Source organism: Candidatus Alkanophaga liquidiphilum (assembly GCF_053996935.1).
Genome location: NZ_JBMXYC010000060.1, coordinates 13,192 through 27,929 on the forward strand (window position 1 = coordinate 13,192; position 14,738 = coordinate 27,929).

The following is a 14,738-nucleotide window of genomic DNA, read 5'->3' on the forward strand; positions in this document are numbered from 1 at the left end:
CAAAATGGCGGTAATTTTTAGCTACTATTACGAATCACGTCTAAAGCCTCTTTTGACGTTTTTATCAACCTGAGCCAAGTATTGGAAAGCGCCCTGAGCATGACGATGTCGTCGGCGTGGATGCGAATAAGAATGCAAGGCGTGCTTTTTTTCTCTTCGTCTTCGCCCTTGCTAATCTCCAGCGAGAGCGTGACGCTCGCCCGCCGCAGCGGCTCCTCAGCTTCCTTACGCACCGCCTCGTAAATTATTCTCGCAAGCTCCTTACCGTCTTCGTCCTCGTTGAAGCTCACTTCGAACTCTGCAAGCATCAATGCTTTTTTCTCGTCTCCCGCCTTAAATCTTAAGATGGAACTTCACTTAAGCAAGAGAGGCATACGGGTGCTCGGCGTTGCCGAGAGCTTCGTGCGGCGTCGCAACGTGTCAGTGCTGGCGGGCGTGGTCATGCGCCCTGATTCGCAGATAGACGGCGTCGCCGTCACGAAAATCACGGTAGGCGGTATGGATGCAACAGCGGGCGTCCTCCAAATCTTTGAATCGCTTCAAAGAAACGACCTCAACGCCATCATGCTTAACGGTTGTATCATCAGCTGGTTCAACATCATTGACATAAACAAGGTTCATGATGCTTTAGGCATCCCGGTGCTCTGTGTCACTTACGAGCCGTCGGAAGGGCTTGAAGAACACTTTAAAGCGCACTTTGATGACTGGGAGCAACGAGTAGCTATTTACAAAAGTTTGGGCGAACGCACGCCGGTGAGGCTGCGCAACGGGCACTCAGTCTTCGTGCGGGCACTCGGGATGACAATCAGAGAAGCAAGAACGCTCTTAAACAAGTTCACGACGCATGGAAAGGTCCCAGAACCACTAAGAGTTGCAAGGATTTTCGCAAGAGCAGTTTTGAGGAGTGGCATCCTATGAGGGTGCTCTTGATAACCGGAAGGAGAGCGGAAAAGCTTGTAAGGGAGGCGGCGAAGGCTGCAAGGGCAGAGGGTGTGGAATGCGATGTCGCCGTTTTGGACGTCGATGTTGCGGCGTTCATCACGCCTGAGATGCTTAGGGAGTTTTTGAAGACGCTTGACGACGAATACGATTTAGTGCTGGTATCGGGCTTGTGCGGCTCGGACTTCAGCATTTTGGATGGCGTGGCAACGACGAGGAAAGGAACAAAGAACGCCTATGACATTCCGCTTTTATTGCCGTTACTTAAGGAGGGCGCGCCGCTTTCGGGCGAGCGCGCCGCCGACGAGCTTGTGGCGAGTCGCCGCCTTGAAGTGGCGCTTAAGGAGTTAGAAGAAGCGGAGAGGGCGGCGACGGCGAGCTTCAGCATAAAAGGCTTGAAGATAGGCGGCGGACGCATGAAGATTTGCGCAGAAGTGGTGGATGCGACGAGGCTCGAGGAAACCGAGCTTCGCCGCCGCATTGAGGACTATGTGGAAAAGGGCGCCGACATCGTGGATTTGGGTGTGCCGCTGGATGCAAAGCCCGCAGACGTGGAAAAGGTGGTGCGAGTCGCCTCTGACTTCGGCGTGCCGCTCAGCATCGATACCTTCTTGCCGCCACAAATCGCAGCTGCATTGAATGCTGGTGTGGATATGATAATGAGTCTCAGTGGCAAAAATTTGGAGACTGTGAGCGAGCACGTCGCAGCGCACGACGTTGCTGCCGTCTTGATTCCTGACGAGCCCGATGCCGTGGGTGAAAACAAGCTGGTATCCGCAGAAGATAGGGTAAGAAGCTTGCTAGCGAACATTAAAACTGCAAGGAAAATAGGCGTTCGCAAAATAATCGCAGACCCTGTGCTGAGTCCGCCACTCGTCGGCAGGGGCATTTTGGGCTCGCTGTTGACATACTATTTTTTCAGAGCGAAGGACAAAAAGACGCCTTTGTTGTTTGGCGTGGGGAACGTAACTGAGCTTCTGGATGCGGATTCTGTCGGCGTGAACGCTGTGCTCGCATGCGTCGCCGCCGAACTCGACGTCGACATACTCTTCACGACGGAGCACAGCCCTAAGACGAGAGGTGGCATTAAAGAGTTGCGACAGGCAGCGGAGATGACGCTCCTTGCGAGGCGTCGCAACATGCCGCCTAAGGACTTGGGGTTGGATTTGCTCGTCGTGAAAGAAAAACGGCGGAGAACGCCGCCCGACGCCGAACTTCGACGACTGATTCTCGGCGACGCCGTTAATGTTGTAAATGCGAACGCATCCGAAACGTGGACGCCTGACCCGAAAGGCTGTTTTGAAATAGCAACGTTCGACGACGAGATTTACGCAAAACACTCTTCGAAGGTCGTCATTAAAGGAAAGACGGCAAAGGATGTCCTTGATACGATTCTAAAGTTTGGGCTCGTCTCCTCGCTTGAGCACGCTGCCTATCTCGGGCGTGAGCTTTTGAAGGCTGAGCTTTCATTGCGGTTTTCGAGAAGCTACGTGCAGGACGAGACGTTTTAATGCAAGCAGAAGAGTTATTTGCCACGCCAGGAAATGAAGTTAGAAAAGATGAAGCGGTTAGCGCTGGTGTTCCATGGTCCTGAAGTAATAGATGGTGGTGGGGCTGTTCTGCTACTCGAGGCTCTCTCCGGCTTTGAGGTGAGGGCGGCGCTCGGCGGCATTACCGGGAAAACCGCCGTAATCGATGCGGGTTTGCAGCACGTCATCGACATCAGTATGGACCTACGCCCGTCAGAGGTCGTCAGACGCCTCCATGAGGAGGGTGCAGACCTTATAATCTTCGCAAACCACGCAAAAACTCTGGAGAGCGGGATCTCGCTCGGCGCCGAAGTCTTCAAGCGTGCAAACGTGCCGAACTTCGTGCAGGTTGAGTTTCAGGGCAGGCGCTTGATACCGTGGCGTGCCGAAGCAGCGGAGCTTGAGACTCTTCTGCGTATTTTAGAGCCCTTAGGCTTCGAGATCGCCCCTGCGGAGCTGCTTGCAGACGATATAATCAGTAAAGACGGCTTAGAGCTACGCCGTGTGCGTGGCGTGCTTCCTGATGAGAAGATAATAGTAAACGGCGTCGTCATAGGCATTTCTAACTCCGACGACGTGACCATTGTTGCAAAGGAGGGGAAAATCGTGGAGCTGCGAGGGGGCATGCTCATCGCTCATAACCTCGTGAAGCTTGGCAAAATTGATTTAAAGCGTGCAATGGTGAAGTCCGCTCGTGTTTTCAGGCGGACAACGCCGCCACGAGTCTTGAAAGCGGCAGCACAGAGGGAAGTCCGCAGGGTCGCATACTTTTACGATGCCGAGCACGTTTTCTCAAGGATAGAAAGCGTGGACGCCGCGGTGACCGTCGGCGACGACACAACGTGCATCATCGGCGATATTTTCAAGAGGTTTGGCATGCCGATCATCGGGATTACGGACGGCGACGCCGACTGCCTCGTCGAGGGCTACGACGGTTCCCTCGAGAGCCTCAGGAAATTTTTGCCGAGTGGTAGTTTCGTTTTGAGACTTGAACCTGAAAGCGACGACATCGTTGGCGAGAAAATCAAGACGGAAGTCTTTGACGGCAAAGACGAAATAGAGGCTAGTTTCAAAGAGGTAAAAGAGAAGGTTGTCAGGATTGCCGATGGGAAGATAAAGGCGGTTTTGAAGACATGATACAGGCGTTACGTTAATTCCAAGCATTTTAATTGCCTCAGTGAAATCGAACTTCAACCCGCACGGGAAGCATCCACCCCTTCCACTGCCCTTCTCCCTGATGAAACTCGCCCGATTGGGATTACTTTATATAAAACCTCAGTAGTCAGCATCAGTTCATCAAAAAAAATGCCTTAAATGGAGTTAAATTGTGGAGTATGGACTTGGAGGGCTTTGCGAAGCGGTGCTTGCGGGAGGGCGTCCCTGCGGCTGAGATAATTTCGGAAATGAGCCGCCGCATTATAGAAATTAAGAAAATTCCGGCGGAGTATGCTGAACGTCTCGCCGCTGCCATCCTTGAGGAGGCGAGGACGACGCTCCGTGCCGGCGAGGTGGACGACCCGCTCGGCGTGCTGTGCTTCGAACCTTCAGGCGTGATGATGGGAGAGTTCGGTGTCGGCTCCCGTGGCTTGGGCGACTTCTACGTCCATGAGAAGATTGCAGGAATCATAGGGAGGACAAGCGCAGTCGTGGATTCCTCAAGCCTCAGCGATTCCGGCGTCGTGCAACTCGACAACAGTGGCGTGAGCGATGACGCTGAAGGCGGCGATGCCCATAGCAACGCCACTTCGCCGAAATACTTGGTGGTGACCGTGGACGGCATGCACTCACGGCTCAGTGATTTCCCGCTCCTTGCTGGCTTCCATGTCGCCCGTGCAGCGCTTCGAGACGTTTACGTGATGGCAGCGGAGCCCGTTGCGCTTTTCTCGGACATACACGTTGCGGACGACGGCGACGTCGCCAAAATCTTCGAGCACGTTGCTGGAATCTCTGTCGTCTCCGAGCTTTCAGGCGTTCCACTTATCACCGGCTCGACGCTCCGCATCGGCGGCGACCTCGTCATCGGCGAACGCATGACCGGCTGCGTCGGCGCCGTCGGTATCGCGGACTTCATCCTCACGAGGAAAAATGCGAAGGAGGGGGACGTCATCTTAATGACCGAAGGTGCAGGCGGGGGCACCGTTGCAACCGCCGCTCTCTACCACGGCGACTTCAACGTCGTCTACGAAACACTCAACCTAAGGTTCATAAACGCATGTAAAGCGCTGTTGCATGATGACGACATGGTCGAAGCTTTAAAGAGCGGAAAAATTCATGTGATGGCCGATGTTACGAACGGAGGCGTGCGCGGCGACGCCCACGAGATCGCAAAGGTCTCCAACGTGAAGCTTGTATTTTATGAGAATAGAATAAGGAAGTTAACGAACCCAAAGGTTTTAGAAATGCTTGAGCGGCACCAAATTGATTATTTGGGGGTTTCTTTGGACGCACTGCTCGTGATTTGCGAGGAAGGTGTTGCGGACGTTGTCAAAAGGGCGGTGCGCGCCGCCGGCGTCGAGATAGATGAGGTGGGTTTCGTCGAACGGGGCAAAGGCGCCGAGTTAATCGTCGACGGACGACGGATGCCTTTCGTCCCGAGATTTAGAGAGTCGGCATACACGCCCGTCAAGAAGGTCGTAGGCGAAAGCAAGCCTCAGAACTTTGAAGAATTGCGGCAGAAGGTTAAAGCTGCCGCAGAAAACGCTATTAAGAAAAAAAAGAGAATTTTAACAGCTTTAAAAGGGAAATAAGCAAAAAGCAACAATAGAGTTATCATCTTCTCGGAAGTGACGAAATAGCCGCAACAATGATCATAATAGCAAGCAATATACCTACGATCAAGAACTACGTGGACGGAATCCCATTGAGTTCTGGAAGTGGACGTGAAATAATTATGAGAACAACTATTGTTATTATAGTTGCTATTATTCCAGAGGGGCAATCAACCACGTCCATAGCGTCGTAACATCTAATTTTTCCTTTTTTGAGCTGAGCTAAAATCGGGCAAAGGTAGATTAAATTTAGGTAGCTAACAGAGGATTAGTTTAGGCAGAGTAAATGCAGGCAAATCAAAAGAAGCTACCTTCTTCTCTGTTCTCCTATTCTCAGTCTTTAAAATATATCGGTTTTATTCCCTCTCTCTGTGAAAGCGTCCAAGTCAAACATCCAGCTGGCATCCCGGATTAGATCGAGCTGAAAATATTTAAATATTGTAATTACAATCACGGGACGTGGCGTCTTGAGAGGAATAGGAATAGTAGGGGATATGAGGTCTAGGCTTCGTGAGAAGCTTATTTGAAAAGGAATAAAACACCATAGGAATAAAGAACCTTGAAAACAAAGTGTGAGATTGCTCCCCGAGGGGAGCATGCGGGCGCTTATCGTATTCTTACAACTTTAGGCTTATATGTCCGTCCTTTCCATCTAACTACCCCCTTGTGATAGCAGATCATAGACACGAGTATTATGGTCGCCACGATGATTATGGCCACAGGTGTTAGAAATGTCAAGAGTGGCTTTGATCCCGCTTCTTTCTGAATTATGAAGCCCGCACAGAGCATGAGGATTGATGAAGGGCACCGAGTAAAGTGATACCCAGATTTGTAGTTATGACACCATAGAGGGTGATGATGAATGGCGCAACTCCTAATATGATGATTTCTGTAATTGCCAGGGCAGCGGACGATGGATTTCCAATTCCGAGATATATGTTTTTGATCCACCCCTCCCACAACTCGGTGAAGTTTCTATACATTTGAACTTTGAGCGTTTCAGGCGCCCAGTAAAACCTTAATTTATATCCATGCTTTCTCACCAATTGCGCCAACGCGTAGTCTTCTACAAGCATATCTCTAACAGCTTCATGCCTCCCAATTGCTTCATAAACCCCACGGCTAAAGAGAAGATATTGTCCATTCGCAAAAGCATCATGCAGATCCCTGTTTATGCGCCATGCCTTAGTGTAGACTATTATTAAGAAAGCTAGTAAGGGAGTATTAGGGCTTCCCAGAAACTCCTCACACGAGCTTTCGGCATCAAAGTTAAGAGCCCAGCCCCTTCCCGCATTAATACGCATACAGCTCTTCTAAGGCTATCAGTGCTATGTATGGTATCGCCGTCTGTGAAGAGAAGTAGATCGCCATCAGCCACCGTATATCCCTTGTAGCAGGCCCAGTTTTTCCCTATCCAGCCCTCTGGGAGCCTGCCTTCGTCGAGGATTTTTATGCGCCCTTCGTACCTTTTTAGGATGCGCCTTGTAGCATCCGTCGAGCTACCTTCCACCACTATGACCTCATAATCAGGATAATCCAAGTTTATGATGGAGTCAAGACACTCCTTTATAGTATCCTCCTCGTTCCTAACTGGAATAACTATTGATACCCTCAGATATTCCTCACACTCATCACTTGAAGGTAAGGCCTCCAGATGCTTAAGGTGTGTTAAGATGTATGTAGTGACGCCAGCCAGCCCGAAGCCGAGGAGTGCGAGAGCTAAATCGGGGTTCATCAACGGATTAGATGTTTTGAAGAAAGAAAAGCTTTCTGTTCATTCCCGTAAACCCCTTTGCAATCATACCGGCTCACGGAAACGCACGACGCTCTAATGTGATACGTTGTAGGAGTAGGCGAAAAGTCCCTTGGAGCTAATTTTTTCTGAATTCCACATACTTTTGGAGCGCTGCCAGCGCCCGCACGGCACGCTCCGGCGTTGGGAGGGCCGCAACGTTCTCCACACCCTTTTCTTTTAACTTTTGCTCCACGTCCTCGACGGAAACGTTAAACGCCCAGTCCAAATAAGGACACCAAATAACAGGCTTCCCGAAGCCGCCCGCAGCCTTCAAAACATCGGAAAGTGGCGGCGCAACCACCTCAAGCCAAGTGCCCGCAACCAACAAGAGCGCATCAACATTTTCATCCGACAAGACAGCTTCGACGCTCCGCATCAAAACTTCACCTTTCTCCTCTGCTGACATTATCGCAGGAAATATATCCACAGGATTCTTAACCTCAAGCCATGCTGGCAGCAATTCTCTGAGCTTTTGGAGCGTTTCCGCAGAGAGCGTCGCCGCCCTTAATCCATATTCGTCGCAGGCGTCGAGCGCCATGACGCCCATGCCGCCACTGAGTGTGACGATGGCTACGTTTTCGACTTTCGTCGGCAGCAAGTTGCAGAACGCTCGTACGAGGTCATGAAGCTCATCAAGGTCGCGTGCTCGGAGCACACCGCACTGCTCAAACGCAGCATCCCAGACATCGTCGTCGCCAACGAGTGATGCGGTGTGCGAGCGTATTGCGGACGCCGCCTGCCGCCCACGCCCCGTCTTAAATACGATTATAGGCTTCCGCTTTGAAACACGCCCCGCAACTTCGAGGATGCGGCGTCCCTCGCCTGAGCGGCGAACGCCCTCGATGTGCACGACGATGAGCCGCACGTCCTCGTCATCTTCGAAATACTCAAGGCAGTCCGCAACGCCCACGTCACTCGCATTCCCAATATCAATGCCCTTGCCCAGCAACCGCAGCCCGTCGCAGAAACCACCAAAGAAAATGCCGCTCTGACATATCAGCGCAATAGGTAGCTTCTCAATACGTAGTTGTCTCAAGAACGACGTTGTAAAATTAAAAAAAGGATTCGTCACGCCAATGGTGTTCGGTCCGAGGATTCTTGCGCCACCAGCCCTCGCAATTCTCACAACCTTCTCCTCCAGCTGCCGCCCCTCCTCATCGCCAGCATCCGAAAAGCCTTGCCCTATCATGATTATTGCTCTTATCCCTTCTTCCACACACTCTTTAACGATTTCTGGAACCAAGGACCGCCGCGTCGAGATGACCGCAAGGTCCACGGACCCCGGCAAGCTCTTGACGTCGGGATACGCCTTTAAGCCTAAAATGTCGTCGGCATTCGGATTCACCGGGTATATTCGCCCCTCGTAGCCACATGCCAGTAGATTCTCAAGGGCGTTGAACGCAAGGGCTCCCGTTTTCGCGGAAATGCCTACAAACGCAACAGCTCGAGGCTCAAAAAATAATTTCAATTGCTTGTGCTCTCCTTGCATTGTCAAAACTTAATACGCAACTTGCTCACAAGTTCCTTATACCGGTTGCGTATTGTAACTTCCGTGACGCCCGTAGCGTTGGCGACGTCCTTCTGCGTCCTCTTATCGTTGCATAAGATTGAAGCAATGTAAATGGCGGCGGCTGCTATCCCTATCGGACCCTTCCCGCTGATTAATTCCCTTTCCGACGCTTCACTTACTATCTCCATAGCTTTCTCTCTGGTCTCGTCCTTCAGCTTGAGCCTTTTACAAAACCTGTTTATGTATTCCATGGGAGACACCACTGGCAATTTTATCTCAAGCTCCTTACGCAGGAACCTGTATATCTTCCCCACCTCGACTTTCGTCTCCAGTATGGCTCTTTTGTTTTTAACCTGCTTCTTGCTGAGGGATGCTGCTGCAATCTCGTCCAGCGTCCGGGGCATGCCGCACTCCCGACACGCCATATATATGGAGGCTGCGACCACGCCTTCTATGCTTCGCCCTTTTATCAAACCTCGCTCCACCGCCATCTTATATATCTCAAGACAACGCTCTTTAACATCCGCAGGAATCGAAAGCTCAGAAGCCATTCTTTCTATCTCCGGCTCCGCTATTGCCAAATTCCTTCGCATCGTCTCACTCATCCGCATTTTTCGATGCCACTTGCTCAGCTTATACAAACGAGCCCGCTCTTCGTCCGTCCGCCCGCCTGTTTTCATGCTTACTTTTTCCATTGCCGCCCCTCTTTCCGCTCTTTTCTTCCCTTCCGTGCCCTAAGATGCACAGCTTTCCCGCACAACCCCAACGCCTCTACACGGTTAACCCCCTCTAAAATACGCACGCTCATATACGGCTTCTTTACAGGTCCAAATACGTCACTAATCCTCCCCATGATGCCGTCTCCCACAGCAACAAAAGAACCAACTAATTTAGAAGCAACAACTTCCCTTCCGCCCCTCACTACTAAAGTCTTATCTAACACGTGAAGCACGTTTCCTATCTTCCTCAAAGTCCCCTCCTTTTCAGTTCATCATTATTTGCGCAACTTATTATATAAATTTAACGATGTGTTTTGATTGCAGAGGTATTATGAAGCGACTGAAAGCGACTATATACGAAGAGCTTTTTTGTTTTGGACTGCTCTATTTGGTGAAAATGGAGACAAAAATCGCCGGCCGCAGGGAGACGCTGCGGCAACGTGCTACGGCACGAGCCTTTTGCGGTCTCTGGGGAAGAGGATGACCTCTCTAATGTTCTCGATTTCGAGCATGGTCATCAGGAGTCTTTCGACGCCGAGCCCCCAGCCGGCATGCGGCGGCATGCCGTAGCGAAACGCATCCAGATAGAACTTGAAGCTTTCAGGGCTCAGCCCGCACCGCTCTATGCTCGCACGTAGCATTTCATAGTCATGAATCCTCTGCGATCCCGAGGCAAGCTCCATTCTTGGATGCATGAGGTCGAACGCTTTGCAGACTTCTTCACGACTCTCGAAAGGCATCGTGTAATAGGGTTTGACGCTCGTCGGCCATTCCACGATGAAATAGTGGGCGCCCATGATTTCACCGAGCGTTTTCTCGGCGGCGGTGCTCAGGTCTTCCCCCCACTCAAGCTCGACGCTACGCTCCGCCAGCAGCTCTAAAGCTTCGGTATAGGTTATCCGCTCGAATGGCGGCTTCACCTCCGGCAACTCTACCCCTAGAACCTCAAGGCTTCCGCTGGAATTCTCCCGGATGTTCTCGTAAACGGAGGCGATAAGCGCTTCCAGCGTGCGCATCACCCATTCGTGGTCGGCGAACGCCGCTTCGATGTCGGCGGACGTCGCCTCGTTCAAATGCCTCGTCGTGTCGTGCTCCTCGGCTCTGAAAATCGGCGCAATCTCGTAAACCCTGTCGAGTCCGGTCGCCATCAACATTTGCTTGTAGAGCTGCGGGCTCTGGCTCAGGAAGGCTTCCCGCTCAAAATACGAAATTGGGAAGAGGGCGGTGCCACCTTCGGTCGCCGCCGCCACGATTTTCGGGGTATTCACCTCGATGAAGCCCCGCCCGTCCAAAAACCTTCTTATCGCCTTCAGAACTTCGCTCCGTATTCTGAAGATTTCCCGGTTACGCGGGATTCGCAGGTCCAGAAACCGAACGTCGAGCCTTGTATCAAGTTCAGACCTTATGCGACCTGAAACTTCGAGCGGTAGCGGCGTCTCGGCTACGCTCAGCATCTTTATCTCCTTGGGGATGAGCTCGCATCCATTCGGCGCCCTTTTGTCGCTGCGCACGATGCCACGCACCGAGACGACCGACTCTTTGCTCAGCCGCTTAACACACTCAAGAAGCTTCTCGCTCGTCCGGTCCTTGCGCAGCGTTACTTGGACGAAGCCCTCCCTATCCCTGAGTATCAAAAAGAGCAAGCCGCCGAGATCACGGCGCTCGTGCACCCAGCCCGCCGCCACGACCTCCTCGCCGTCCATCTCCGGGCGTATCTCTTTGGAGTAATGCGTCCTAGGGACGTGCCCTTCCATCTTTTCACCTCGCTGCCTGCCGCCGCTTCTCTTTAGATTTGAAGTTAAATAATTGACACGTGGCGAGGATACTTCCTCCCCTCAAATGAGCAGCTTTCTTAGCGACCTTCTGCATTTTCATTTCTGTAGAATATCTTAATTAATCCACTCTACTATTTCTTCTTAATTGTGATGTGGCACGCACTCGGCACTTTTTTCTGACCTCAAAAGTGGCCCTTACGGCGGGAATGGCAAACGCTATTACTTCCATGAGGCGGTCTCGCGAAGTAAGCGTAACTGCTAAATCAGAGACGCTAATCTTTATTTTGTGATTTCAGGGCATTTTTGCGAGGGGGAGGCGGGCGTCCGCGCAGACATTACTTGCTACGAGGGCGTTCCCGACCTAAAATCGCTCTTCGAGGAGGTTAAAGCGGGGAGGATTGAAGCTCTCGACTTAGATTGCGACTACGCCTTTGCGTTCAGCGACGGCGTCGTCGTCGTTCTTGTGAGGGACGTGCTGGGCGTCAGACCGCTTTGGTATACCGTCCACGACTATTGTATTTACTTTTCGTCGCTGCGTGGCGAGCTGCGGCGGCGTCTGCCGGTGTCTGCTGAGGTGAAGGCGCTTAACCCAAGGGAGTTGCTGCTTTTTAATTTTCGGGAGCGGGAAATGAGGGCGGTGCGTCGTCGCTTTTTCGAAGCGTTGTCGCCACCGTCGGACTTTGAAGTTGCGAAAGAGCAGCTAAGAGAGTTGCTTTTCGACGCTGTTGCAAAGCGGCTTGAGCAGGGGAGGCGTGTCGGCGTCCTGTTTTCTGGCGGTGTGGACTCTACACTTCTCGCGATGATTTGCAAGCATTTAGGTGCGGACTTTGTGTGTTACGCCGCTGGCGTTTCTTGGAGCGGAACTGAGGCTGAGGACCTGAGGTGGGCACGGGCATCTGCCGAGCTACATGGCTTCGAGCTTGAGGAGGCGGTTGTGCGTTTCGACGAGGTCGAGCCGCTCGTGAAGGAGGTTTTAAAAATCCTTGAGGAGCCGGACGTCGTCAAGGTCGGCGTGGCGCTTCCGCTGCTCGCCGCCTGCCGTCTTGCGGCGAGGGACGTGAGCGTTGTGTTTTCGGGGCTCGGTTCCGAAGAGCTGTTTGCGGGCTACGAGCGGCACAGGGCTGCAGGCTTGGAAAGGCTGAACGAAGCGTGCTTAGAGGGACTGCTTTCGATGCATGAGCGCGACCTTTACAGGGACTACGTAGTGGCAGCGGCGCAGGGTTTAGAGCTACGGCTGCCGTTCCTCGACAGGCGGCTCGTAACTTTTGCCTTAGGGTTGCCGGCGGCGTGGAAGCTGCATTGCGACATCGATAGTAGTGGTGTCGTGAGCAAATACATCCTGCGGCTCGTTGCCGCGAGCGTCGGCGTGAATGAGGCGGTGGCGCTACGCAGAAAAAGGGCAGCACAATACGGCAGCGGCTTCGACAAGGCACTCAAAAAACTCGCAAAGCAGCACGGCTTTAAAAGGAAAAGCGATTACCTTATGGCTCTGTCAAGGCAACTCTGAGCCTTGCGTTTTCAACTTACCTTGCTGAATCCGAATCGCCTCGTCCTGCTCGTGCGTCTTAAATCACAAACGACTCTCCGAGGTTAGGAGCAAAGCTCTGGCAGTCAAAGTTCTCTCGAATCCACGCTGCAAACGCCGCCGCATTTTCGCCATGCACCGTGAACACGTATTCGACGCCTCGCTCGCAGAAGCGTTCGATGAGCATCTTCAGGTCTGAGTCGTCGGCATGCGCCGAGAAGTCATATTGCTCCACCTGTGCTTTCACTTTGACTGTGCCGCCGTTCAGCTCGATGACACCCTCTTCAAGCAGCCTTCGCCCGTTAGTGCCTTCGATTTGGTAGCCGGTGAGCAAGATTTTGCTGCGAGGGTCGTCTTTTATCCTCTCAAGATAGTAGAGCGCGGGTCCGCCGTTCAGCATGCCTGCCGTCGTTACCACGACGGACGGCTCCGAAAGAACTTTCTTCCTGCTCTTCGGCGTGACGAAGCGGGCATCCTTGAAAGCCTCGACAAGCGCCTCTCTGTCCCTCATGAACGACAGGTGCTTTTTAATCTTGCGGAGCACGCTCAGCCCCATACCGTCAACATATGGCGTAATCCCGTGCGCATGCAGAATCATTACCATCTCCTGCGTCCGCCCGACTGCGAAGCACGGCACGATGGCGTTGCCGCCGGCGTCCAGCGTCTCCTCGACGGACGCCACGAAACGCTCTTCCAGCTCTCGCCGGTCGGGGTGTTTTTCCCCGAAGTATGTGCTTTCTATTATCAGGACGTCAGTTTCCGGCGGGTTTATGTCCGCCCCTTTTAACAGACGTGTGTCCTCTAATTTAATGTCGCCTGTGTAGAACAGATTTAGGTCGTCCCGCTCGCTGCGCACGTGTACCGAGGCGCTGCCGGGGATGTGTCCGGCATCGTAGAGCTCGAACTCGTAGCCCGACGACCAGAAACGCTCTCGATACGGCATCATGAACGCATAGTTCATCAGGTCGTTCAAGTCCCTCTTATCAAACACGCAGATGCCCTGCTCCTTCCCCAGCTTCAGAGTGTCCTTACATAGGATGTAGAGCAGCTCCCTCGTGACAGGCGTCATATAAACACTCGGCGACGAGCGCATGAGGTTCGGCACGACGCCCGAATGGTCAAGGTGCGCATGCGATACCACAACAACCTCGGGGAAAGCCTCACCAACCGGGAACTCCGGCACGTCGGCAGGCTTCATCCCATAGTCCAGCAGAACTTTCCCATCGATTAGGATTGCCGAACGCCCTACCTCGTTGCAGCCGCCAAGGAACCTTATTTCGATTTTCGATACCCCCTAACTCGCTTGTACCTTCGCTTTTTCCTTGATAGCGAGCGCTGCGCCGCCGCCCTCGGACAGCACCTCGCTCTTAAATACTTCTACTCGCCGCAAAGGATAAATCTTTTTTGCATTCTTATAAATGTCGGAGGCGAGTTTCCCAAGAATGACCTCCTGCATGTATTTTGAAAATTCGAGCTTTTTCGCCCTTTCACTTATGGTCTCCGCTGCTATCTTCCGTATCAGCTCTTCCTGCGAGCGTCTCGCACGCCTCAGCGTGAAGCAGGAGGCTTTAATCCTGACGATATAGCCGTCCTTAGTCGTGACGTTGATGTAGGTGTCCACCTTCGAGCTGCGCCGCCGGACGAGGCTTCGCAGGTAGTCTCTGCTTATCACATGCCCGACGAGCTTCGTGTGGGCAACGTTGCCATCCACATCACATATCTGCAAGATGAGCTTTAAGTTCTGGTTCTTTATATCGTTCGTGAGGTCGCTGAGCAACATCTCCACTTTCCTACTCATTAGCTTCTTGGGGTCGTCGGCGAGCGTCTCTCCTACCTTTATCTTGCCAAACATCTCCGGCGCCACTACTTCATACCACTGCTTTGCCCTCCACTTGTCTTTCCTGACCACTTTCCCACCTGCTCGGTTGAGCAATGAAAACTTATCCTTTCTGCCTATCGGATTCCAACATATTTAAAGTTTTGGATGCGGCAGAGCTTTGGTCAGCTTTCATAAAGACTCACTTCGCACCCTTAATCATGGAGCTTATGCCACTTGGTATGTAGCCAGATTTGGAGAGAGGTGCCGCCGCATGTGCTGTTTTGCTGCTATATCCATTGTAATAAATGTATCATCCCCAAAGATTTAGATGCGCACCCTTGCGAGGACATACGTTCTCA

At 52.4% G+C, this 14,738-nt stretch carries 14 protein-coding genes; 5 read left to right on the plus strand and 9 right to left on the minus strand.

Going from position 1 to position 14,738, the window contains the following annotated elements:
* Positions 1-17: 17 nt before the first annotated feature.
* The gene (locus ACXJJA_RS07910; RefSeq protein WP_456487673.1) at positions 18-308 is read right to left on the minus strand and encodes a KEOPS complex subunit Pcc1; all 291 of its coding nucleotides are present in this window, start codon (positions 306-308) and stop codon (positions 18-20) included.
* 37 nt (positions 309-345) lie between these two features.
* Between ACXJJA_RS07910 and ACXJJA_RS07915 the strand changes: the two genes are divergently transcribed.
* From ACXJJA_RS07915 to ACXJJA_RS07930, 4 genes are all read left to right on the plus strand, one after another.
* Entirely contained in the window at positions 346-918 is a 573-nt protein-coding gene (locus ACXJJA_RS07915; protein ID WP_456487674.1) for an endonuclease dU, read from the plus strand.
* Positions 915-2,450 (plus strand): dihydropteroate synthase-like protein, encoded by a 1,536-nt coding sequence (locus tag ACXJJA_RS07920; protein WP_456487675.1) that lies wholly within the window; start codon positions 915-917, stop codon positions 2,448-2,450. The genes ACXJJA_RS07915 and ACXJJA_RS07920 overlap by 4 nt, the downstream gene beginning before the upstream one ends.
* 33 nt (positions 2,451-2,483) lie before the next feature.
* On the plus strand, positions 2,484-3,605 hold the full coding sequence (locus ACXJJA_RS07925) for a DUF2117 domain-containing protein (protein WP_456487676.1): 1,122 nt from the start codon (positions 2,484-2,486) through the stop codon (positions 3,603-3,605).
* A gap of 197 nt (positions 3,606-3,802) precedes the next feature.
* Positions 3,803-5,215, plus strand: a complete 1,413-nt coding sequence (locus tag ACXJJA_RS07930) for an AIR synthase-related protein (protein WP_456487677.1) — start codon at positions 3,803-3,805, stop codon at positions 5,213-5,215.
* 788 nt (positions 5,216-6,003) lie between these two features.
* On the opposite strand, the gene ACXJJA_RS07935 is transcribed toward ACXJJA_RS07930, so the two are convergent.
* From ACXJJA_RS07935 to aspS, 6 genes are all read right to left on the minus strand, one after another.
* Positions 6,004-6,540, minus strand: coding sequence for a glycosyltransferase (locus ACXJJA_RS07935; RefSeq protein ID WP_456487678.1), 537 nt, complete (start codon positions 6,538-6,540; stop codon positions 6,004-6,006).
* Positions 6,447-6,971: a glycosyltransferase family 2 protein gene (locus tag ACXJJA_RS07940; RefSeq protein ID WP_456487679.1), complete on the minus strand. Its 525-nt coding sequence runs from the start codon at positions 6,969-6,971 to the stop codon at positions 6,447-6,449. Before ACXJJA_RS07940 ends, ACXJJA_RS07935 begins: the two co-directional genes overlap by 94 nt.
* 136 nt (positions 6,972-7,107) lie before the next feature.
* Positions 7,108-8,499: an acetate--CoA ligase family protein gene (locus ACXJJA_RS07945; protein ID WP_456487680.1), complete on the minus strand. Its 1,392-nt coding sequence runs from the start codon at positions 8,497-8,499 to the stop codon at positions 7,108-7,110.
* 23 nt (positions 8,500-8,522) lie between these two features.
* Entirely contained in the window at positions 8,523-9,236 is a 714-nt protein-coding gene (gene tfb, locus ACXJJA_RS07950) for a transcription initiation factor IIB (RefSeq protein ID WP_456487681.1), read from the minus strand.
* Positions 9,224-9,511: an H/ACA ribonucleoprotein complex subunit GAR1/NAF1 gene (locus tag ACXJJA_RS07955; protein WP_456487682.1), complete on the minus strand. Its 288-nt coding sequence runs from the start codon at positions 9,509-9,511 to the stop codon at positions 9,224-9,226. The genes tfb and ACXJJA_RS07955 overlap by 13 nt, the downstream gene beginning before the upstream one ends.
* A gap of 192 nt (positions 9,512-9,703) precedes the next feature.
* Entirely contained in the window at positions 9,704-11,014 is a 1,311-nt protein-coding gene (gene aspS, locus ACXJJA_RS07960; protein ID WP_456487683.1) for an aspartate--tRNA(Asn) ligase, read from the minus strand.
* A gap of 307 nt (positions 11,015-11,321) precedes the next feature.
* On the opposite strand from aspS, the gene ACXJJA_RS07965 reads away from it, so the two are divergent.
* Positions 11,322-12,542, plus strand: a complete 1,221-nt coding sequence (locus tag ACXJJA_RS07965) for an asparagine synthase C-terminal domain-containing protein (protein ID WP_456487684.1) — start codon at positions 11,322-11,324, stop codon at positions 12,540-12,542.
* A 58-nt stretch (positions 12,543-12,600) separates the two neighbouring features.
* Here the strand turns inward: ACXJJA_RS07965 and ACXJJA_RS07970 are convergent, their stop codons facing one another.
* Both ACXJJA_RS07970 and ACXJJA_RS07975 read right to left on the minus strand, forming a co-directional pair.
* Complete coding sequence (locus ACXJJA_RS07970) at positions 12,601-13,758, minus strand: MBL fold metallo-hydrolase (RefSeq protein ID WP_456487685.1); 1,158 nt, start codon at positions 13,756-13,758, stop codon at positions 12,601-12,603.
* A gap of 96 nt (positions 13,759-13,854) precedes the next feature.
* Positions 13,855-14,469: a 30S ribosomal protein S3ae gene (locus ACXJJA_RS07975; RefSeq protein WP_456487686.1), complete on the minus strand. Its 615-nt coding sequence runs from the start codon at positions 14,467-14,469 to the stop codon at positions 13,855-13,857.
* Between the last annotated feature and the right edge of the window lie 269 nt (positions 14,470-14,738).